The following is a 22,435-nucleotide window of genomic DNA, read 5'->3' on the forward strand; positions in this document are numbered from 1 at the left end:
GAAATGTTGCCGGGCTGGGGCCTAAACGATCAGCGAGAGCAACGAGCCTCAGGCTAAATACTATTCCCATTCAGCGACAAGATGCGCTTCGCCAGCGAGATCATCTCCGGGTCGCCGGTGTTCTTTTCCACCACGTCGGAAAGCTTGATCACCGGCAGCCAGCCCTGCCCTTCCGGGCGCGCCTCGACCATCTTGATCACCATGTTCATCGGCTCAACACCGACATCATTAGTGAAGTTGGTGCCAATACCAAACGCCATGCCGATGCGACCTTTGCAGAAGGTATGTATCCGCTCGACCTTCTCCGGTGTTAGCGCGTCGGAGAAGATAATCGTCTTACTTAGCGGGTTGATGCCCAAGCGCTCGTAATGGTCGATGGTCTGGGAAGCAAACTCGATAGGGTCGCCGCTATCGTGGCGAACGCCATCGAACAGTTTGGCGAACTTCTTATCGAAGCTGTCGTAAAAGGCCTTAGAGGTAAAGGTATCAGTTAAGGCGATCCCCAGATCACCGCGATACACATCCACCCAATGCTCCAGCGCCAGACTATTGGCCATTTTGAAACCGAAGCGAGCACCGTGGAACATAAACCACTCGTGAGCGTGGGTGCCGATCGGCTTAACACCGTGGTGCATGGCCATCAGCACATTGCTGGTGCCACTGAAGGCCTCACCGCCGTGGTGACTAAGTGCACCAACCACCCGGTCGTGAACGTCAGAAGAGAAGCGCCGCCGGGTGCCAAACTCAGCGATTTTCAGACCCAAACGGCGGTAGAGTTCGATCTTCTCCTGGGCGCGCTGTTCAATCATCGCATCAGCGTCAGGAGTGATCGTCACACCACGCAGCCGATACCACAGCTCGCTGATCAACGCCATCAGCGGCACTTCCCAGAGAATGGTGCGGTACCAGGGCCCTTCAATGATCACCGAAAGATCACTCCCCTGCTGCTCTACACTCACCTCGCTGGGGTTGTAATGAAACCCGGCAAGGAAATCGAGATACGTAGGGTCGAGATAAGGGCACGTTATTTCGAGATAGCGCTTCTCCTCATCGCTCAACCGTAGCGATGCCATCTTATCGACTTCGCGGCGAAGTTCGGCGCCAAAACCATCAGGAAACGCGTGCTCGCCACGATTGATAAAGGCGTAGCGCGCATGGGCATAAGGAAAGCGTTTGATCACGGCGTTCTGCATCGTGATCTTATAGAAGTCATTATCCAGCAGCGATGTCAGCATGAGATCCCATCGTTAGAGTGAACCGAAGCCGCCGGTAGCGTAAACTAAAATGCACCTAAAGTGGCTCGGCGATAAGATTATCAGGTGGCGGGGCTGTCATACAGTTAAGGAGCTGACTTCATGCGTATTACCCAAACACATCGCGCAATCATTCTTTCTGGTGTGAGCGAGTTTATTGGTGATTCGGTGGAAACTCATGTGTTTGGTTCAAGGCTAGATGATTCAAAGCGAGGCGGCGGCGTTGATCTACTGTTGATCTCCCAGACAGCGATACCGCCGCAGCCTTGCGCTGAACTCAAGCAAATACTCGAAGAATACCTCAAACTGCCGGTGGAAATTGTCACCTATGTATCGACTGATGAGCCAAGCCCCACCCAAGCGAGAGTCTTAGCCGAAGCGCGCCCGATTGGCTAGGAAGCGTAAACTGAATATTCCAAGAGTGACTTAACGTTAGGTTATTAGGTGGCGGGGCTGTCATATAGTCAGTGCTAGACTTTAACAAGCAAGGAGCTGTCTTCATGCGTCTTACTCAAGCACAGCGCACCGCCATTCTTTCAGGCGTGCACGAATTCATGGGCACAGATGTCAACGTTCATGTGTTTGGCTCGCGTCTTGATGATACAAAGCGAGGCGGCGATGTGGATCTACTGTTGATCTCCCAGACAACGATTCCGCTGCTTGCTTGTGCCGAACTCAAAATGGCACTCGAACAACGCCTCCAACTGCCTGTAGATATCGTGACCTATGTCTCGACAGCTGAACCCACACCCTTCCAAGCAATAGCCTTGGCACAGTCGAGCCCGATTGAAAATGAGGAAGCGGCATGAGTCAGTTGTTCACCGCTAGGCAAGATTTTTCCGCTGAAATTGACAGTATCTTCTTATGAGCCAGCCCGCCCCCCTCAATCCATTGAGCCTCCCGCTTCACGGCAGCCGACTGATAGAGGCCAGCGCCGGCACCGGCAAAACCTTCACCATCGCCCTGCTCTACGTGCGGTTGGTACTCGGCGGCCACAGCGTTGACGACGACACAGCGTTTATCCGCCCGCTCACGCCACCAGAAATCCTGGTCGTCACCTTCACCAACGCCGCTACTCAGGAGCTACGCGAACGCATCCGCAACCGGCTGGTAGAAGCAGCAGAAGTATTTCGTGCTGAGGACGTAGAAGGAGGGGCGCCGGGGGCAAGCCGTAGTGGAGGTCATTCAACAGGGATGTTGAATGTAGCGCCCACGGATGGGTTCACAGCGCCTCCACGTAGGCTTGCCGCCGGGGAAGCCCCGGTTGCACTAGATCCGTTGCTCCTAGAACTCCGCGACCAATACGACCCTGCCACCTGGCCCGCCTGTTCGCGGCGCCTGGCGCTGGCCGCCGAATGGATGGACGAAGCCGCGGTTTCCACCATTCACAGCTGGTGCTACCGGATGCTGCGCGAACACGCCTTCGACAGCGGCAGCCTGTTCTCGCTCAATTTAGAGAACGACCAGCGCGAACTCGAACAGGAAGTAGTGCGCGACTACTGGCGCAGCTTCTACTACCCGCTGGACAGCGATGCCCTCGGCATTGTCACTCGCTACTGGAAATCACCCGACGACCTGCACGCCCCGCTGCAACGGCTACTGCCCGAAAGCGAAGCTCTGGGCGACGAAAAGCCCGAGCCCAGCGAGACCCTGGCCGCCACCCAGGCCGAACGAGCCGCCCAGCTCAGCGAGCTCAAAGTCCCCTGGCCCGCCTGGCTGGACGAACTGGTGCCCGCCCTGGAAGAGGCCGCCACACGCAAAGCCTTCAAAGGCCAGAGCTTCAACGCCAAAAGCCGCTCCAACTGGCTAGGCGCACTACGCGAGTGGTGCGAAACGGAGGCCGACCGCCCCGCGCTCACCGACGCCGCCTGGAAACGCATGACCCCCGACGGCATGGCCGATATCTGGAAAGAGGGCGCACCGCCCTGCCCGCAAGCCTGGGAAGCGCTGGTACAACTACCGAAAGCGCTGGATGCCCTACCCGAGCCGCGCAACGACCTGCTGATTCACGCCGTACAGTGGTGCCGCGCCCGGCTGGAGCGCGAACAGGAACGCCGCGCCGAGATGGGCCCCAACGACCTGCTCACCCATCTGGATCGCGCCCTGAAAGGCCCCAACAAAGAGGCCCTGGCCGCGCAGATTCAGCGCCAGTTCCCCGTGGCGCTGATCGACGAGTTCCAGGATACCGACCCGATCCAGTACCGCATCTTCAACGCCGTGTATGACGTTGCAACGCCCCGCCGTGACAGCGCCATCCTGCTGATTGGCGACCCCAAACAGGCGATCTACGCCTTCCGCGGTGCGGATATCTTCACCTACCTGCAGGCACGCCAAGACACCGATGGCCGACACGTCACGCTGGGCACCAACTTCCGTTCAAGCCACGCCATGGTAGCAGCGGTCAACCACTGCTTCAGTTACGCCGACCAGCATGATGCCGGCGCCTTCCTGTTCCGTGCCGATGGCGGCGACAACCCGCTGCCGTTCAACCCCGTCAATGCCAAAGGCACCAAGGAGACGCTGGTACACAACGGCAAACCGCTACCCGCGATGACCTTGTGGCCACTGGAAAGCGAAGAACCGCTCTCCAAAACCGCCTACCAAACCGAGATGGCCGAGCGCTGCGCCTCGCACATGGCCATGCTTTTGGAAGCAGGCCGCCAACAGCAAGCGGGCTTTGCGAAGGGCTATGCGAAAGCCGCCGATTACAGCAACGATAACGGAGAGCAATCACTCACTCCGCTGGCCCCCTCGGACATGGCCGTGCTGGTCAACGGCCTGCAGGAAGCGCGGGCGATTCGCCTAGCGCTGGCCAGCCGGGGCATCAAGAGCGTCTACCTTTCCGATCACGACAAGGTGTTCAGCTCTCCCATTGCCCCGCAGCTAGCCATTTGGCTGCGCGCCTGCGCCGAACCCCAGGCCAACTCCCGCCAGGCGGAAGACAAGCTTCGCGCCGCCCTGGCAACCTCAGTACTAGGGCTGAGCCTTGAAGAACTCGACCACCTCAACCAGAGCGAGCTGGCCTGGGAAGCGCGGGTCGAGCAGTTCAGCGACTACCACCGCCTATGGCAGCGCCAAGGCGTGCTGCCGCTGGTGCGCCGTTTGATGGTCGATTTCGATATCGCCGCACGGCTGCTGGGCGAGTTCGCCGAGGGTGAGCGTTTGCTAACCGACTTGCTCCACCTGGGGGAAATGCTGCAGCATGCCAGCCAGGAACTGGATGGCGAACACGCGCTGATTCGCTTTCTGGCCGAGGCCATTGCCGACCCGGACAGCCACGGCGACAGCCACAAGCTGCGCCTGGAGAGCGACGCCGATCTGGTCAAAGTAGTGACCATTCACAAATCCAAGGGGCTGGAGTACCCGCTGGTGTTCCTGCCGTTTATAGCCAACCATCGCCCGGTCAGCGACACCGACCTGCCGCTGCGCTGGCACGATAGCGACGGCACGCTGCAACTCAGCCTGAGCGCAGATGAAGCCACGCTGGCCACCGCCGACCGCGAACGCCTCGGCGAAGACCTGCGCAAGCTCTACGTAGCGCTCACCCGCGCCCGCCACGCCACCTGGCTAGGGCTGGCGCCGCTGAAAGGTAGCGAGAACAGCGCCATCGGCCACCTGATCAACGGTGGCAAGGCCATCGCCCCCAGCGCGTTTACCCAGGCGATAGGCGAGTTGGTGAAAGGCAGCGATATCGCGCTAAGTGCCGCCCCGGAACCCACTGCGCTGCGCTTCACACCAGCGCCGGAGCAGCAGGCACTGGGCCACGCCCGCACGCCTCTGCGCCCTGCTCGGGAACAGTGGTGGATCGCCAGCTACTCAGCGCTGCGTACTTCTGGGGCGGTCTCTGGATCTAGCACCATCCCGCTGACAACGCCCGCGCCGGAACCCACCACGCCACAGGAAGCCACCACTCTGGAAGTGCTGGACGAGCCCCACGACAACGCCATCAACACCGAAGCGTTTCACCTGCACCGGTTTCCGCGAGGGCCTGGCCCCGGCACTTTCCTGCATGGATTGCTGGAGTGGGCGGGCCAGCTAGGCTTCAACAAAGCGCTACAAGACCCCGCCGCCCGGGAAGACATGCTGCGGCGGCGCGTGCAGCTGCGCGGCTGGCAGGCATGGCACGACACCCTGGCGGGCTGGCTGGAAGAACTGCTCGCCACGCCGCTTCCCCTGCCTCTATCTCCTTCACTGGCCCCGGCACAGCCCAGCGAAGGCAGCCAGGTGGCGCTATGTGAACTCGGAAGTTATCAGGTGGAACTGGAGTTCTGGTTTGCCGCGCACCAGGTACAAACGCGCAAGCTGGATGAGCTTGTCAGTGACCACTTACTGCCAGGGGTATCACGCCCCGTATTGGATGCCGACACCCTCAACGGCATGCTCAAAGGCTTTATCGACCTCGCCTTTGAGCATGAAGGCCGCTTCTATGTGCTCGACTGGAAATCCAACTACCTGGGCAGCGACGACAGTGCCTACACCACTGACGCCCTGCGCAACGCCATGCTCGAAAAGCGCTACGACCTGCAAGCGGCGCTGTATATGCTCGCCCTCCACCGCCTGCTAAAAGCACGCCTGCCCGACTACGACCCGCACCAACACCTGGGCGGCTCGATGACGGTATTTCTGCGTGGCAGCCGCACCACCGCCCGCGGCGTACACGCCGTGCCCGCCCCGGTCGCGCTGATCGAAGCGCTGGATGCACTCTTTACAGGCACAGCGGCAGACACCGCAGTAACAAACCAGGAAGCGGTAGTATGAGTAAGCGTGACTTAGCCTCCAAGAACGGGGGCTCCATGAACCTTGACCTGTTCGCCGATGACGCGCCGCCCGCTGCACCTGATTCAACCGCATCGGTAACGCCACCGACAGAATCAGCCGCCAGTGCCACCCAGCCGCACCCCGCGCTAAGCGATACCGCCGCGCTATTCCTACTGTGTGAACGCTGGGTTTCCCGTGGCTGGCTGCGGGATCTGGATCTGGCCCTGGTGCGCTTTCTCGACCGTGAAACCCAAAACGCCCCGCCGCTGCTACTGCTGGGCGCAGCGCTGGCCAGCCACCAGCTTGGCCGTGGCCATGTATGCCTGGATATAGCCACCACCCTGGAAGCGCCGGATTTTGCGCTTTCGCTGCCGCCGGAAGGCGACGACCTCAACGACCCGCCGCCGCTGCCCAGCCATGTGCTGGCTACGCTAACGCTGCCCGAGTGGCAGGCCGCGCTCCACCACCCCACGTTGATCAGCGACGGCCCCGGCAATACGCCCCTGGTACGCAGCGATGGTCAGAACACTACACGTCTCTACCTGCGCCGCTACTGGCAATTCGAGCAAACCCTGCACCAGGAAATCGCTGCTCGGCTTAGCGCGGATAGCCCGGTACATAGCTCAGAGCCATCGCCGCTACTTAAAAGCGCTCTGGATACACTATTCCCGGCAACCGACACCCTGGATTGGCAAAAAACCGCCTGCGCCCTCGCCGCTCGCAGCCCGTTCGCGATCATCACCGGCGGCCCCGGCACCGGCAAAACCACCACGGTGGTACGCCTACTGGCCTTGCTGCAAACCTTGCAACTGAGCCAACTCAACGCCCACCCGCTACGCATCCGCCTGGCCGCCCCCACCGGCAAAGCCGCCGCACGGCTAAATGAATCCATTGCCGGGCAAGTCGCTAAGCTCCCCGTCAGTGACTTAGTCAACTTGTGGGAGGGAGCTTCAGCTTTGGTTCGACACTTCGACGAAGATTCAAGCACCCAGCAACTACAAGCAGCCATCCCGACAGAAGTCACCACACTCCACCGCTTATTAGGCGCAAGAGCAGACACCCGCCACTTCCGCCACAACGCCGCCAACCCGCTGGCGCTGGATGTGCTGGTGGTGGATGAAGCCTCGATGGTGGATATCGAAATGATGACGGCGCTGCTCAGCGCCCTACCCGCCAGCGCCAAGCTGGTGCTGCTAGGGGATAAAGACCAGTTGGCATCAGTGGAAGCGGGCGCCGTGCTGGGCGACCTATGCCGCCGCGCCGACGCCGCCCACTACACTCCCGCCACGGCGCAGTGGCTGGCCGAACTCACCGACCACCCGCTGCCGAATGAATTAATCGACCCGGACGGCCAACCGCTAGACCAAGCCATTACCATGCTGCGGGTAAGCCACCGCTTTACTGAAACAAGCGGCATCGGCCAGCTCGCCCAGGCGATTAACCAGCCGCTAAGTGAGACATTGCGGGAACGGGATAAACACCAAGCCGTGCATGGCGTACTGAATAACGGCTACGCCGACCTGCACCACCTGGTGTTAAAGCCAGACGCACAAAATGAAGACAGCGCCCTGGAGCGCCTGGTAATCACCGGCAGCCCGCAACGCTTTCCCAACGCAGGCGAAGGCCGCACCACCTTCAAAGGCGAACCGATTGCACCGCCCACCGGCTACCAGTACTACCTGAATACCCTATCGAGTGAACGGCCTGATACGACACTGGCGTTTGAAGAGAACGGCGACGCTTACGATGCCTGGGCGAAGCAAGTACTCAACGCCTACAGTCGCTTTCAGCTATTGTGCGCACTGCGCAAAGGCCCCTGGGGAGTAGAAGGCTTAAACCTCCGCATCGCCAAAACATTGCGCCGCGAAAAGCTGCTGTTCGGCAACGACCACACACTTGAAAAAGGCTGGTTCGAAGGCCGCCCGGTGCTGGTCACCCAAAACGACTACGGCCTGAAACTGATGAACGGCGATATTGGCATCACAATGTCGGTGCCTGACCCCCGCTCTTCATCAGGAGCGCCAGGAAGATCACTCTTAAGAGTCGCCTTTCCGACCAGCGACCCGGACAACCCGATTCACTGGGTGTTGCCTTCCCGCCTGCACGCGGTAGAAACCGTGTTCGCGATGACGGTACACAAATCCCAAGGTTCGGAGTTTCAGCACACTGCCCTGTTGCTACCGCAAACACCTAACCCAATTCTCACCCGCGAGCTGGTCTACACCGGCATCACCCGCGCCCGCGACTGGCTCACGCTGATCGAAGCCAAACGCGGGATATTGAATGATGCGGTGGCGAGGGAGGTTATGCGGGTTAGTGGGATGGGGAGGTTGTAACAAAATTGGAATTACCTTTGATGGTAGTGTCGGTTCTCAGCCACAAGCAGTCCTTCAGCTTATCCTGATATAGTCTGCCATGCACCATAAGCAGAATCCGATTGAAAAAGTAGTTATCGGTAGCGAGCAGTTCCTATTCACTCCCACCAGTAGCAGTTCTGTTCGTGTGCTTAACTCATCTATTGAAATACAAAAAACGCCGCCAACACATTGCCGACGGCGTAAAAATTAATATTAAACACACGTTAGCGTATGTCGAAAACCTTAAGCGTTATTGAGAATCACGAGACTATCTGCCATCAACTCCATGCTTTCAAGAAGGTCTGTTTCCATGTCACCCGTGACGCTGACCAAGTCACCTTCGTCAATCTGCTGATAGCCAACGTCATCCATTGGGTTATACAACAGGCTAGTCGTATCAATCGTCACTTGCTGAAGATCTGTGTCGACAGTGAACTCATGGTCACTTGTGCTAGTGACGGTACCAACGACTTCAGTGAAGCCTGCCACAATCGGTGTAACAACGCTTAGACGTAAAGACTCCTCATCCGCACTGTCGGAGTAGAAATAGGTACCAAGTGATTCTACGTAAACACTGCTGACTTCGATTTTGCTCATCTCTGCAAGATCGTCATCCACTTCGCCGTAGACAGTTACTCGGTCGCCTTCGATCAGGCCTACGCCCTCTTGGTCGTACCAGATCCAGTCATCCATTTCGACGGTTACAGTATTTGACCATAGTCGAGAACAAAGCTATCGGGGCTTGTCTCAACAGCTGTGCCGCTTAAACTAATTCATGTTCCATCAGGTTTTGAGTACGGGGTCTCTGCAGCAAAGGCCGCCAAAGGCAGGCCTGCCAGCGCGGCAGTAGTAGCGGTAATAGTTAATACTGCGGGGATTTTACGAGTCAGTACCTGCATGGATACCTCCTTGCATGACTGAGTTCATGTCTAACTATCTTACTCGTCGTTCAAGGTAGAAGTAGTTAAAAACGATTTCAAATTTGGGTTGAACAATTATTTTTAATCGCTCACATACCCCTAATAAGCAAGAGCCTCCGTTTACCTCAAACGTTAGATATCAAAGATACGGAGGACTATTCATTAAATGAGTGAGTAAAAGGGACTGCTAGTGATTATTTACGCGTCGTTTTGCTTGCTTGCGGTTCCTTGCTGGAGGAGTGGTCAATCCCTACCGCGCTTCTCAAATGCCTCACCATAGCGCCGCCAATGGCAACTATGAAAAGTGGTGGCACGCAAGTGTAAATAAGCGCCCTTAACAACAGGCACCGCAAAAAAACCTTCATTCCAGACCTGACTGACATGCACAAAGGTTTGGGCATAGGAATTTCTCGGCAGCCGCCCGGTCAAAGGCAGTCTTGGTATAAGAGCCAAGCGACGCTGAGTAAAATGGCACTTTATTCAAGGAGAATAACCAGAAATGAAATTTTTATCATCAGTATCCTATGCCAGCATGTTGCTTGTCGCCGGGGGGCTGACAGGCTTCGCCAAGGCATCAGAAAAGCCAATCTATGGCTGGGTAGAAACGGCCACGCTCGAACCCTGGGGAGCCGAGGTCAAGGTGAAGCTGGACACTGGCGCCCTTACCTCCTCAATGCAGGCTGAAGAGATCGAGACATTCGAACGTAACGGCGAAGACTGGGTTAGCTTCCTCGTCGAGGTCGAAGACGAAGAGACTGATGAGGTAGTATCTCGCACCTTTGAACGTGCGGTGTTTCGTAACCTGTTAGTCACCGGTGCTGGTGGGGAAGATCATCGGCCCGTAGTGCTGATGACGATCTGCATGGGCCAGACCCTTCATGAGGAGCAGTTCAGCTTAGAGGATCGCGATGATATGAATTATCCGGTACTACTCGGGCGTCGCACTATTCAGAGTCTGGGAGAAGTCGATGTCACCCAAACCTTCAGGCATGACCCCGACTGTGATGAGGATAGCCAGTTGATTCGGCATTCTGAACATGACTATGACGAAGACATCGGCATCTAATGAGCCTGATGCTAAGACACACATACGCCTCTCAAAAGGAAACCAGAAGGTTTGCATGAAGAAGTGGATCATGATGGCAGCCGTAAATTGGCTGCGTAAACCAGAAAATCAACAGAAAGCCAAATCCGCCTGGAGCAAGTTTCGTAATCGCAATTCTAGCAAGCGGACACCACAACAAACACAGGACACTTCTAGCAACACGACAGAGCAGCGGCCTGGAGAAAACCGTGATGATCGACTTTAAACGCTCAGGCAGTAAGCTTTATTTACGGCTAAAGCGCGATCAACTTGCAGTTTACTAAGTCATAAACCCCCACCGGGTGATGATGACTGGCAAGGCTTTCTGATGTTTGACCGTTTTAGCAGGGCTTAAGCCGATAGCACGGTATTGGCCAGCCAACCGTTGTAGGCCACCAACCCCACCAGTAATACGCTGGCCTCGATGCGATTGATGCGGCCCTGACGGCCGCGAAAGCCGTAGCCCATGACGAATAGCGCCACGATCATGGCCATCATCACCGGCCAGTCCCGCAACATGATGTCCGCTGAAAGCGTTTCCATCGGCGCTATGACACCGGCGATGCCTACTACCGCTAGCAAGTTGAACATACAGGAACCCACGACGTTACCGATGGCGATGTCGTGTTCACCCTTGCGTACTGCGGCAATTGATGACGCCAGCTCGGGCAGTGAGGTGCCGAGGGCCACGATGGTTAGCCCTATGATAAGGTCGCTTACGCCCAGAGCACTCGCCACGGAAACAGCGCCCCAGACCAGCATCCGCGAGCTCACCAGCAGCAGTGCCAGGCCAACGACGAGCCAGAGGATGGCCCGCCCCAGTGTCATGGCATGCGAGACGAGCTCCTGTTCGGTCTCCGCGGCCAACGGATCATTCTTGCCCCGCAGCGCCTTCCAGATCGTCCAGCCCATCAAGCCAAAGAAGCCCGCCAGTAGAAGCAGCGATTCGAGTTGACTGAGTACGCCATTCCACAACAGCACGCCGGCTAACATGCCAAACAAAATAAGTAGCGGAAGTTCACGGCGGATGATCGCAGAATGTACCGCTATCGGCACGATCAGAGCCGAAACCCCGATAATAAGGCCAACGTTGTAGATATTGGATCCCAATGCGTTGCCGAGAGCTAGATCAGGGTTGCCATCCAAGGCCGCCATTATAGAGACGAGTATTTCCGGTGCCGAGGTGCCGAAGCCAACAATCACCATGCCAATGACCAGTGACGGCAGCCCGAGATGCACGGCCACCGCCGCAGCTCCGTCAATGAAGCGGTCGGCGCTCCATAGGAGCAAAACGATCCCCAGGATGATGGCGAGAATAGGTAAGAACAAAGCGTTTCCTCAGTGATTAAAAATGGTGTTATTCATGGCCCATCAGCTGCCAATGTCTTCGCCCTGACCATAATCAGAGTATCAGGAAGGAAACAACAACGTTGCTCTCAGCGCAAAACGCTGAGTCGGTTGCACAGTCCCTTTCCGTTTAGGGTATAACTTCGTGGTTACGAGCCGGGTCAGGAAACGTGAAGCAGAGTATAGGGCGCTTCACAGGCATGTCGTTCATCTCGTTCGTCGATGCTACCTAGCCCAAGATGACGGTCGTTGTCATAAGCAACAAAAAGACGCTCATGGTCGAGTACGGCGAGACCCTCAGCCTTGTGTTCGAACTCAATCGCGTCGCCCTCGGGTGAGGTCACTAGCGTGGGGCCTCTCCCGGCACGCAGATCCTCAAGACTGATCACCCACAAATAACCGCCGATACGTGGAGCGCCCTGCTGCTCGGATTCGAAGCTGGTCACCAGATAAAGTCGGCCATGATAGGGATCATATTCCAAGCTCGAAAGGCCACATTCAAAGCGCACACTCTCGTTATCGCTTGGATCGAAAGTGTAGATGTCACGCATCTCGTCGACCAATACTAGGTTGCCCGTATCACTAATTTCGTAGTGAGCCCCCACTAGTCGGCTGACGTATTCAAAATCATTATGAGCTTGCCCCTGTTCACGGATCCCGAATAGCAACAGACCATCGCCGCGTTCACCCGGAATCGTCGCAAGACCTTCAATTTTATAGTACGGAAAACCGATGGCGTGATTAAGTTTGTTACGTAGTTCCAAAGACCCCTCAACGCCGTCCCTAGGATCGGGATCAACGACCTTAACCTTGTCAGGCTCCCCCAGCGGCCAAATCAGCAGGTGATTGTAGTCGTTGAGGTCGTGGCTGGCATCGTCGATACGGTCAAAGCCGGTGGTGGCCAGTACATAGCGTGCATCTGTGGTGAGAGCGAAGTCCTCATACTTGACAGCTTGTTTGATGAGCGGCGCCGTGAAGTATTCTAAGGAACTGTCATCGGGGCCCTTTGACGTCATGGGCAGAGCAAAAACCGCCGAGCGATCCTCGCCGGGGATTGGCTTGTCACTGGCCAAAATGAGCCGCTTGCCATCATAGAGTACGGCAGAAACTTCCGCATTAACCAGTTTGCCTCTCTCATCGCGCAAGCCCGCAGGAAAGCAGTGGATGGTGCCTTCATAAAGGATGGTTGCGTGGGTCATGGAGGATTCACTCCCTTTGGTAGAGCCGACAATGTACATTGATCAGTACGCATAACGGCTGAAATGGATGATTAAATATAGTGCCAACATCTTGCGCAGTTTTGACAGCGTTTCGCAACGGGAATGGGGTAGACCTCGACACTCCTGCTTGGGCTAAACATTATGTCATTGAAGCAACTGGTTTTTAACGGTACAGGTTTCAACATCAGGAGGCTGGTGGCAGGCTAGGCACCCAGTCAAGTACTCCGAACGTCTCAGCGCCAATCCAGACAAGAAAAGCTACATAGAGCACTAGCAGAGCGACGCACTCCCGACGCGACAGGATCATTCGCGTTCGCATCATCAGGAATAGCACCACCGTGGCGGGGTGTTAGCGCAATGAACTGCCATGGTGGCGTGAGAGACACGGTATTAGCTAACTCGCTTGGCGGTTTCAGCCTGCCGTTAGCGCTCACGCGCTTTTCGCCGGGAGTAATGGCGAAGTGCGAATACAAGCAAGAGGCCAATCCCTAGACCGGCCAGTGCCAGCAGGACATCGCGGCGGTCACTGGCGGTGGCAAGTGCGCCAAGCTGGCTGCCCAGCAGCGTGACCGCTGCCAGCCCCGGCACGATACCCAGTGTCGAACCGATCATATAATCGCGAAACTTGATGTGAAAGGCGCCCGCCATCATGTTGGTCAGCGTAAAGGGCGCCAACGGGAGAAGGTTAATCACTGTCATTGCCCGGATGCCGCGCCGGGAGAGGTAGCGCGAAAGCCCGTTCATGTGTTTACCGCCGTAGTTTATCAACGCCTCGCGACCCAGGCGGTGTCCTACGCCATACGACACTACTGATGATGCCAGCGTCCCGAGCGATGCATAAACGAACCCCCACACCGGGCCGAACATCAACCCGGTGACCGCCACCAGGATACTCAGCGGAAACATCACCAAAAGTGCGGCCACATAAACACCCATCACCCACACAAACGCCCAAGGCGAATCCCGCCACTGGGGTGACGATGCGACCCACGCACGGATATTATCAACCGTCACCAGGTCATTGACCGTCAGCCACTGCCATAGCCCACCAAGTACTAGCAGCACCGCTAAAACACTTAAGGCTATTGCCATGGAACGCGCCATCCGCCCTGCCTCCTGTTTACGCCACATTTCGATTACCCAACGTGGCGAATAAAAATAGTGTTGTCGACGTTCGTATCCGTTTGTGGCAGCTTATCGCCCTATTGCCAAACCCCTGCCCAGGAGACACGCCGAGTGCCCCGCCAGCGACTCATTTCGTGGTTTTTTTATCTCAACCTTGTCCTCATTGCCGCGCTGTTGGGTTACAAAGCCTACCTGAATTTTTTTGAACAAGATTTTGCCAGCGCTCACGCCGCCCAGGTCAACGCCATCGAGACGATGCTGGCCGAGCGTGAGGCGTATCGTTTTGCCGTGCTGGGCAACATTAATAACTCGGTAGGCATTTTTGAGCGCAAAATTATCCCGCGCCTCAATCGCGAGGGCTATGACTTTATTGTCTCAGCAGGTAATGCCGTCGCCAGCGGCGGCGAGGATAAATACCGCGCGCTATTTGGTACCCTGAATCACTTGGAAATGCCGTTCCTTTTAACTTTCGGTCCCCAGGAGGAGAGCCGCCTCGGTGGCTTTCGCTTTTATGACCATTTCGGCCCCTATCACTTTAGTTTTGCCGCAGGAAAAAGCCGCTTCACCTTTCTTGACAGCACCGGCACCACCGATTTCGGCTGGCAAACGCGCTGGCTTAAGGAAGTGCTCGCTGCAGGGCGCGAGCCGAATCAATTTCTGTTTAGCGCCCACCCACTTTACCCGGTGGATCACTCTGGCCTTTTCGGACTAGAAGATGACGACGACTACCATCTTGAGAATGCCGCACGCCAAGCGTTCACTCGCCAGATTGAGCAGGCCGGTGTGGATGCGGTTTTCTCCTCCCAGGTACCGCTCTTTGATCGACAGCGCCATGGCGACACCGACTATATCGTTACCGGCGGCGCCGGCGGGCTTGTGCTCAATGATAATGAAAGCTATCACCATTTTGTCTCGGTCACTGTCGATGGCGAGGAGGTTCATATCAGCGAACAGCGCTTGGATATTGGCCAGCACCCAGTTTGGCGCACGCTGGAGAGTTTATGGTTTTTTATCTACTCGTTGTTTTATGTAGGCTACCTGAACTTCATCTTGATCGTTTCCACGTTCATTGCTATCGCGCTCTGGCTACACAACCGGATTTTTACCGAGCAGGATTATTACCCCGATTTTGATATTGACCCCGACGCTGGCACTGGCACGCCACTTCGGGTGGCTATGTTCACCAATAACTATCTGCCCTTTATTGGCGGCGTGCCGATCTCCATTGAGCGCTTAAAACTCGGCCTGACCGAGCTTAATAATGGCGTTCTGGTAGTCGCCCCACGCTACCCCCAGCCATCGACCACCGAGGAAGCCGATGTGCTGCGTCTGGCCCCGCTTTTGCCGCTGGGCCGCCACAACGAGTTTCGCCTAGCGAACATTTTCTCTTGGCGCCTACTTAAGCGCGTGCGCGCCTTTGCCCCGCAGGTGATTCACGTGCACCACCCATTCTGGATCGGTCGCGCCGGTCAGCTTTTGGGCCGGTTATTACGGGTGCCAGTGGTTTACACCTACCACACGCGTTTGGAGCACTACGCCCATTATGTGCCATTGCCAGGGCCGCTGTTTCGCAATTTGATCTCCCACGCGCTGGTCAAGCGATTTGCCAATGGCTGCGACGCAGTCATTGTGCCCACCAGTTCTGCAGAAGAGTACCTACGTATCATCGGGGTAAAACAACCGGTTTTTGTCCAACCAACCGGCATTGATTACGCACGGTTTGCCGCCGCTGACAGTGCTGCGCTCGATACCCTACGTCACCGCTATCGGCTTGAGGGCAAGCGCGTACTGGTATCGGTTTCACGGCTGAGCAAAGAGAAAAACATCGATTTTATGCTTGATGGATTGGTGCTATTGCGTGATAACAGCGCGCATAATTTTCACTTACTACTGCTTGGTGAGGGCAACGAATTCAACCGACTACAGGCGCGCATCGAAGCGTTAGGGCTTAGCGAGCATGTCACGCTGGTCGGCGCAGTCCCGCCCGAAGAGGTAGCATTGTACTGCCACCTGGCCGAGATTTTTGTTTTCGCCTCACGCTCTGAAACCCAGGGCATGGTCGTGCTAGAAGCCATGGCGGCGGGGCTTCCGGTGGTGGTGATTCGCTCCAGCGGCATCGAGGATATCGTCCAGCACGGCGTTAATGGCTACAAAACCGCACCTGACCCCCAATCTTGGAGTCAGCGTATCGACACCCTACTCAGCGATGACGCGCTTAAAGCACGCATGAGCGGCCAAGCCTCAGGCTCAGCCGCGGAGCAGCGCATCGAGAAGTTTGCTGCAGAGGTACTCCGCGTGTACCGCTACGTGATCGAGGTACGGCGTAAGAAGCGCGATGAATGATCGTGCCGAGGCATCCAAAAACGCAACGCGTAGAGCGCTGCACAAACAACCGCTTTCAATGTCACGTTACTACAGAATCATCAGGTAGCTGTAGCAGTTGCTCATTTAGCTGTTCAGAACTCTTCATAGATTGCTTATCTAAGCTCACTAAGGCATCACCAGGGCGAAAAAATTACGTTTTGGTCTTGTTGCCACCTATTTATTTCTTGGTGCAAATTAGCACTTCTAATTAGGTGACCAAATTCACTATGCCACTACAAAGACAAACACTGAAATAAAAGCCGAGCGGTGGATCCGCTCCAAACCGGTGACTCTCCCTGCACTGCTTGGCTTGCAAATGCCAAAGTTACCTCGCTCATGAGCGCGGCTCCACGCTAGGAACAGCGATCAGCGGCCAGTTCGCCGCCATCTCATCCGCTGTTGAGACACGTACTGCACGCAGGTCACGCGGATAGTCCACGTTCTCGGCTTCCATCGCCCTGGTGGCATGAAACTGCCCGTTCGCGGCACGCAGTATCCAGCCACTTTCGGCGCATTCCGAAGATGCAAGATACGCCACGCCTGGCGCGACATCGGTAGGACGCAGTTCATCTGGTTCACCCTCTATTCCCCACATGCGTGTCTTGGCAACGGGCGAAACTGCATTGACGATAATCCCATCCTTTTTGCCTTCAGCAGCAAGCACATTCATGATTCCCACCACCGCCATCTTTGCAGCCGCGTAGGAAGCAAGCCCGTTCTGAACATACTGTGGGAAGAGCGCTCGACAAGAAGTGGTCATGACGATGCGGCCATAGCCCGCTGCTTTCATCGCAGGCCAAGCCGCCTGTGCGAGCCAAAGAGGTGCCTTGGCGGCGATGGCCATCATTTGGTCAAAGGCGCTTTCCTCTATAGCGTCAATGTTTTCATAGGCTACCCACCCTGCATTATGAATCAGAGCATCCAACCGTCCGTTGATTGTCAGAGCACTGCGTACTAGTGCATGGCAGCCTTCACGCGTTCCAATATCTGCTGATACTGCTCTTGCATCCAGACCTTCCAACCCAAGTTGCTCTGCTGCAAGCTGCGCAACCTGAGGATCCGCGCCATTACCATCGGAACCGGCACCGTTATCCTGGATCAGAACTGTTGCACCGAGTCGTGCAACGCATTGGGCATACGAAAAACCAAGCCCGCGACCTGATCCAGTGATAAGTACCACCTGCCCTTTAAAATTCACCATTTCACACTCCGTGCTTTCTGAGAACACGAGTGAAAGTATGAAACTGGCAATACAATACATAAAATACTATTAATATAGTTATTTGATATATTTTAAATATCATAAGAGTATTGAATTACTAATGGCATATTCGGAGTTGCCGCATGACGTCAGACACCAAAGCTCGTATCACCTTGCGTGCAATGGAGCAATTTGTGGCTGTGGCGGAAGAATTACACTTTCACCGTGCTGCTGCGCGTTTGAATATATCGCAGCCCCCTCTTACCAGTGCGATCCGCAAGCTGGAGGGCGATATCAATGTCACCCTGATTGAGCGTGGCAACCGTGTTCTTGGCTTAACCCCTGCGGGAAAGAGATTCCTTGATGAAGCATACGAAACCCTTCAAAGAGCCGAACAGGCCATCACCGCAACGCAAGATGTCGCGGCAGGCAGATCAGGTTTAGTGCGCCTAGGCTATGTGGGAAGTTCGCTTTATGGGCAACTACCTGATGTCATTCGTGAATTTCGGACAAGCCATCCTGAGGTTCGTCTTGAGCTACGTGAGGCAACGACTGCTGCACAGATTGACGCGTTACGCGACGAAACACTGGACGTGAGCGTTTTGATCCCACCGCTTGTGAATGCTGAAGATATCGAGCAAACACACTTCGATAGTGACCGCTTGTGCATGGCCATCCCGAAAGATCATCCTCTCTGTAGGCGGCCAACATTAACGCTTGCCGACCTCTCTGACGAACCTTTCATTCTATGGCCGATGGTGGAGGGGCGTGGTTTTCACCTGCAGGTTATCCACCTTTGCGCCAATGCAGGCTTTGTACCCAGGGTGGCGCAAGAGGCACACGGGATGCATGCCGTGCTGTCTCTGGTAGCCGTCGGAGGCGGTGTTGCTATTGTTCCCGAAAGCATGAGTGGCTTTCAGGGAAACCGAATCAGCTATCGCTCGTTACCGGGTTCTGCAGCTCAATTCAATCTCACATTAGGTTACCGTCATTTATCTCCTTCAGTTAAAGCCTTTATTCGTTCGGCTGAGTAAAGGCACTCAACGAAATGCAACGTTAAATTGAGCAGGATGGGCGAAGCTCAGTGCCAATAGTTGCTTGTCTGTACACCGCTATTTATTCTTAGAAATGCTGTTTTTTGCGATGCTATCCCGCTAACACATTGAACAAGGAGCGCGCATGGCGGACACCGTCCACAATCACCACGATACCGGCTACAAAGAGCTGTTTAGCTACCCCGAGTTCGTGCAACAGTTGATCGAAGGCTTTACGCCCGCAGAGATCGCCAAGCTAATGGATTTCTCCACGCTGAAGAGCCATAGCGGCAACTACATTACGCCGCTGTTTGAGGAGAAGATTGAGGATGTGGTGTGGTCGGTTGAAGTCACCTGGGAAGGCGTCACCCAAGAGGTGTACCTTTACATCTTGTTGGAGTTTCAGTCCTCGGTGGATCGCACCATGCCTATTCGGCTGCTGCACTATGCTGCTTGTTTCTATAGCGAGCTACTCAAGCAGAAGGTCATCACGCCCGGCCAAGGCTTGCCACCCGTGTTTCCGGTGGTGTTGTATAACGGCTCGGAGCGCTGGACGACTCCGTTAGACATCTTCGAGATGATCACCCCGGAACCGCCCGACTTTCTACAGATTTATCAGCCCCACCTACGCTATTACCTGGTCGATGAAGGGCGCTATACTGATAAACAGCTAGGCTTGGTTCAGACACCGTTAAGCGGCGTGTTCAGCGTTGAAAACGCAGGGGAGAGTTGGGAAACCTTGCAGCGAGCCGTTGATCGTATTGTGGCCATCATTCAAGCGGATCCGAACAAAGAGCGCATTGATAAGGTTATTACACGTTGGATCAAGCGTCACCTGCAACGGCTTGGGGCAGAGGTGAATCTGGAGCAGCTCAACAGTTTGGTGGAGGATAAAGATATGTTGGCAGAGAATTTAGAAAATCTGGTGCAAAAAGAGCGTCGGGCAGGCGAGCAGTTGGGTATTAAAAAGGGACGCCAAGAAGCTGAGCAGCGCGCTTTGGAAAGCAAACAAAACGCGGCCCGTAAGCTGATCGCTCGCACCGAAATGGATGATCAGATGATCGCGGATATCGAAGAGCTGCCCGTCGAAGAGGTGGAGAAGTTACGGGCTGAGACTCAGTATTAAGGCCTAAACAATCTGGCGCGACCGGCGCCACTGGGCCAGCGCTTGAATATCCTCCGGCGTCGTCCGGCAGCAACCGCCAATGCCTGACGCGCCAGCCACCAACCATTGCTCCACCCCGTGTGCCAGCCCGGAAATATTCGCAGCGGTATGAGCGCATTGGGCCGAGTGCCAGGTTTTGGTCGCTGCGTCGTAAACTTCCCCTGAGTTGGGGTAGACCAATATAGGCAGATCGCATTGACGCCGGATCGCCTGGATCAGCGATTCAATGTGGGCCAAGGCCGTGCAGTTCACACCGATCGCCGCTACGCCTGGGCAGTTGGCCAGGGCCCTCACACATTCTGCGATCGGCGTGCCATCGCTGATATGTTGGCCATCCTTCGCCGAGAAGGTTATCCAGGCCTGAGCGCCTGGGTGCTCAGCTAGCAAATCGGTGATCGCCAGCGCTTCCTCCAGTGAGGGCAAAGTTTCAGCGGCCAGTAGATCCGCCCCCGCCGCCAGCAAGAGTTCAAAACGCTCGCGGTGAAATTCAACCAGCCCGGCACGATCCAGGTCATAGCCGCCTCGGTACTCACTGCCATCTGCTAGATAAGCGCCATAAGGGCCTACGGATGCGGCCACCAGTGGTTTGGGACGGTCGGTTTGACCGGGCTGCCAGACCGCATCCCGCGCTTGCTGCGCCAGCGTGACCGATAACTGAATCAACGCCCGCGCCTCTTCTGCCGGCATCCCCGCCTGCATAAAACCCGGCACGGTAGCCTGATAACTGGCGGTAATCGCACAATCTGCACCTGCTTCAAAATACGCCTGATGCACTTGGCGAATCTTCTCCGGGGCCTGCGCCAACAAGCGCGCCGACCAGAGGGCGTCATTGAGGTCGCAGCCTAGCGCTTCCAGCTCAGTGGCCAAGGCACCGTCGATGACCATAAAGGGCACATCGGCCAACAGGGCTTTGATCGGATTTAACTCATTCATACGGCGTTTTCCTCAACGGCGTTGGGCGAATGTTCAGAACGTTGGGAGGCCGAACGGTGGCGCACAAAGTGCATCAGGTAGCACAGGCCAATGAAAGGCACGCCGAAATAGAGCGCCACGCGTTGTTGCGGGTCAAAGGCGATACCAATGCACGCTGCCAGGCAGGCCGCAAACGCTATCAGGGGTACCCAGGGATAGCAGGGTGTGCGATAAACCAGATCCTTCAGCCGCCCTCCTTCGCGCAGGTATTGGCGCCGGAAGTTGAGCTGGCTAAGCGCAATCGCCATCCAGACCACGACCACGGCCAGACCGGAAATCGAAACCAGCACCAGATAGACAGTTTCAGGGGCATAAACGCTGGAAAACAGAGCGCCCAGGCCGCCGACCATGCTGAGTAATAGCGCATTCATCGGAATGCCACGCTTGTTAAGTCGGCCCAGCGACGGGGGCAAGGTGCCTTGATCCCCCAGCGTCCACAGCATGCGCGACGAGGCATAAAGCCCTGAATTCGCCGCCGACAGCAGCGCGGTAATGATCACAAAATTCATGATATCGGCTGCGCCTGGCACGCCAAGGCGTTGGAATACGGCCACAAAGGGACTTTGACTGAGCCCGGCTTGGTCTTGAGGTAACAGCGCCGCAATTACGACGATGGTGCCGACGAAAAACAGGATCAATCGCCACAAGGTCGCTCGAATCGCCTTGGGCACATTGCGGGCCGGATCCACCGTTTCTCCGGCGGCAATCCCAATCAACTCAGTACCGGAAAACGCAAACATCACTGCCAGTAAGGCGGTACCAATGGCCATCAGATTGGGCGGCATGGCGCCCTCTCCCCACAGTGCCGATAGCCCCGGTGAGGCGACCTCAGCGCCAGCGGCATCATGCAGCGGTACCCAGCCAATAATCGCCACGGCACCCACCAGCACAAACACCACCACCGCAATCACTTTGATCAGTGAAAGCCAGAACTCAGACTCGGCGAAGAAGCGCGAGGTAAACGCATTCACGCCAAAGACAATCGCCGCAAACAAGCCACTCCAGTACCAGCCGGGGATATCGGGAAACCAGCGCCCCATAAAGACCGCCGCCGCGGTGAACTCTGACCCTAGCGCCACTGTCCAGGTGAGCCAGTACATCCAAGCCACCATATAGCCGGTTCCCGGGCCGATATAGCGGCTGGCATGCGCACTGAAGGCACCTGAATCCGGCATATGCACCGCCAGCTCGCCCAGGCACATCATTACCAGCCAGGCAACGATGCCACCCACCAGATAGGCCAACACCGCCCCGATAGGCCCGGCCTGCTGCACGGTATAACCGGAACTCAAAAACAACCCGGTGCCAATCACGCCTCCCAGCGAGAGCATCACCAAATGGCGCGTCTGCATACTGCGCTTAAAGTGCGCCCCCTCTTGATCACTTGCTGGCTCACTCATGGTGACATCCCTATCTTTGGCCTAACACGGCGGCAAGCGCCCAGCGGCCTGGCTCAGAAAGGGCACCATTTTAGTGCATCCTTAATTTCCTAAAAAGCATAAAAGGATTATTTAATATTCTTATTTTGAATATGCAGTCTGGCATGGGTGATAAGGGCTGGATATATCAAATGCAGGCAGTGTCTAACGCCAACCCGACAACAGTTGCTTGCCAAGCCCCCGCTATTTATTCTTA

17 protein-coding genes are annotated in these 22,435 nt (G+C 56.1%); 8 read left to right on the forward strand and 9 right to left on the reverse strand.

Annotated features, from left to right (window positions below):
* Positions 1-53 precede the first annotated feature (53 nt).
* The gene (gene pncB / locus LMS44_RS15270) at positions 54-1,235 is read right to left on the reverse strand and encodes a nicotinate phosphoribosyltransferase (RefSeq protein ID WP_498945552.1); all 1,182 of its coding nucleotides are present in this window, start codon (positions 1,233-1,235) and stop codon (positions 54-56) included.
* 120 nt (positions 1,236-1,355) lie between these two features.
* Here pncB and LMS44_RS15275 point away from each other — a divergent pair, with 120 nt between their 5' ends.
* The 4 genes from LMS44_RS15275 to recD all read left to right on the forward strand — a co-directional run bounded on the left by LMS44_RS15275 (position 1,356) and on the right by recD (position 8,347).
* The gene (locus LMS44_RS15275; RefSeq protein ID WP_041158177.1) at positions 1,356-1,649 is read left to right on the forward strand and encodes a nucleotidyltransferase domain-containing protein; all 294 of its coding nucleotides are present in this window, start codon (positions 1,356-1,358) and stop codon (positions 1,647-1,649) included.
* Between the two features lie 104 nt (positions 1,650-1,753).
* Positions 1,754-2,062: a nucleotidyltransferase family protein gene (locus tag LMS44_RS15280; RefSeq protein ID WP_190372916.1), complete on the forward strand. Its 309-nt coding sequence runs from the start codon at positions 1,754-1,756 to the stop codon at positions 2,060-2,062.
* Positions 2,063-2,117: 55 nt separating this feature from the next.
* Positions 2,118-6,011, forward strand: a complete 3,894-nt coding sequence (recB, locus tag LMS44_RS15285; RefSeq protein WP_498945554.1) for an exodeoxyribonuclease V subunit beta — start codon at positions 2,118-2,120, stop codon at positions 6,009-6,011.
* Positions 6,012-6,046: 35 nt separating this feature from the next.
* Entirely contained in the window at positions 6,047-8,347 is a 2,301-nt protein-coding gene (recD, locus tag LMS44_RS15290; protein WP_498947299.1) for an exodeoxyribonuclease V subunit alpha, read from the forward strand.
* A 264-nt stretch (positions 8,348-8,611) separates the two neighbouring features.
* On the opposite strand, the gene LMS44_RS15295 is transcribed toward recD, so the two are convergent.
* Both LMS44_RS15295 and LMS44_RS15300 read right to left on the reverse strand, forming a co-directional pair.
* On the reverse strand, positions 8,612-9,061 hold the full coding sequence (locus tag LMS44_RS15295) for a hypothetical protein (protein ID WP_498945556.1): 450 nt from the start codon (positions 9,059-9,061) through the stop codon (positions 8,612-8,614).
* Between the two features lie 80 nt (positions 9,062-9,141).
* Positions 9,142-9,267, reverse strand: a complete 126-nt coding sequence (locus LMS44_RS15300) for a hypothetical protein (protein WP_498945558.1) — start codon at positions 9,265-9,267, stop codon at positions 9,142-9,144.
* A gap of 520 nt (positions 9,268-9,787) precedes the next feature.
* Here LMS44_RS15300 and rloA3 point away from each other — a divergent pair.
* Positions 9,788-10,354, forward strand: a complete 567-nt coding sequence (gene rloA3, locus LMS44_RS15305; RefSeq protein WP_498945560.1) for an ATP-dependent zinc protease family protein — start codon at positions 9,788-9,790, stop codon at positions 10,352-10,354.
* Between the two features lie 369 nt (positions 10,355-10,723).
* On the opposite strand, the gene LMS44_RS15310 is transcribed toward rloA3, so the two are convergent.
* The 3 genes from LMS44_RS15310 to LMS44_RS15320 all read right to left on the reverse strand — a co-directional run bounded on the left by LMS44_RS15310 (position 10,724) and on the right by LMS44_RS15320 (position 14,070).
* Positions 10,724-11,701, reverse strand: a complete 978-nt coding sequence (locus tag LMS44_RS15310) for a sodium:calcium antiporter (protein ID WP_498945562.1) — start codon at positions 11,699-11,701, stop codon at positions 10,724-10,726.
* 179 nt (positions 11,702-11,880) lie between these two features.
* Positions 11,881-12,918 (reverse strand): hypothetical protein, encoded by a 1,038-nt coding sequence (locus tag LMS44_RS15315; RefSeq protein ID WP_498945563.1) that lies wholly within the window; start codon positions 12,916-12,918, stop codon positions 11,881-11,883.
* Between the two features lie 444 nt (positions 12,919-13,362).
* Positions 13,363-14,070 (reverse strand): TVP38/TMEM64 family protein, encoded by a 708-nt coding sequence (locus LMS44_RS15320; protein ID WP_498945565.1) that lies wholly within the window; start codon positions 14,068-14,070, stop codon positions 13,363-13,365.
* 105 nt (positions 14,071-14,175) lie between these two features.
* On the opposite strand from LMS44_RS15320, the gene LMS44_RS15325 reads away from it, so the two are divergent.
* Positions 14,176-16,407, forward strand: a complete 2,232-nt coding sequence (locus LMS44_RS15325; RefSeq protein ID WP_498945567.1) for a glycosyltransferase — start codon at positions 14,176-14,178, stop codon at positions 16,405-16,407.
* Between the two features lie 355 nt (positions 16,408-16,762).
* Here LMS44_RS15325 and LMS44_RS15330 read toward each other — a convergent pair whose 3' ends face one another.
* Positions 16,763-17,629, reverse strand: coding sequence for an SDR family NAD(P)-dependent oxidoreductase (locus LMS44_RS15330; protein ID WP_498945569.1), 867 nt, complete (start codon positions 17,627-17,629; stop codon positions 16,763-16,765).
* Between the two features lie 143 nt (positions 17,630-17,772).
* Here LMS44_RS15330 and LMS44_RS15335 point away from each other — a divergent pair, with 143 nt between their 5' ends.
* Together LMS44_RS15335 and LMS44_RS15340 are read left to right on the forward strand one after the other, a co-directional pair.
* Positions 17,773-18,663, forward strand: a complete 891-nt coding sequence (locus tag LMS44_RS15335) for a LysR family transcriptional regulator (RefSeq protein WP_498945571.1) — start codon at positions 17,773-17,775, stop codon at positions 18,661-18,663.
* A 145-nt stretch (positions 18,664-18,808) separates the two neighbouring features.
* Positions 18,809-19,789 carry an RpnC/YadD family protein gene (locus tag LMS44_RS15340; protein WP_498945573.1) on the forward strand — a complete coding sequence of 327 codons (981 nt, stop codon included), beginning with the start codon at positions 18,809-18,811 and terminating at the stop codon, positions 19,787-19,789.
* A gap of 3 nt (positions 19,790-19,792) precedes the next feature.
* Here LMS44_RS15340 and mmuM read toward each other — a convergent pair whose 3' ends face one another.
* A complete protein-coding gene (gene mmuM / locus LMS44_RS15345; RefSeq protein ID WP_498945574.1) occupies positions 19,793-20,761 on the reverse strand; it encodes a homocysteine S-methyltransferase in 969 nt (322 codons plus the stop codon).
* A complete protein-coding gene (locus LMS44_RS15350) occupies positions 20,758-22,200 on the reverse strand; it encodes an amino acid permease (protein ID WP_498945576.1) in 1,443 nt (480 codons plus the stop codon). Before LMS44_RS15350 ends, mmuM begins: the two co-directional genes overlap by 4 nt.
* Between the last annotated feature and the right edge of the window lie 235 nt (positions 22,201-22,435).

Source organism: Halomonas profundus (assembly GCF_020865425.1).
GTDB classification, from domain to species: Bacteria; Pseudomonadota; Gammaproteobacteria; order Pseudomonadales; family Halomonadaceae; genus Vreelandella; species Vreelandella titanicae.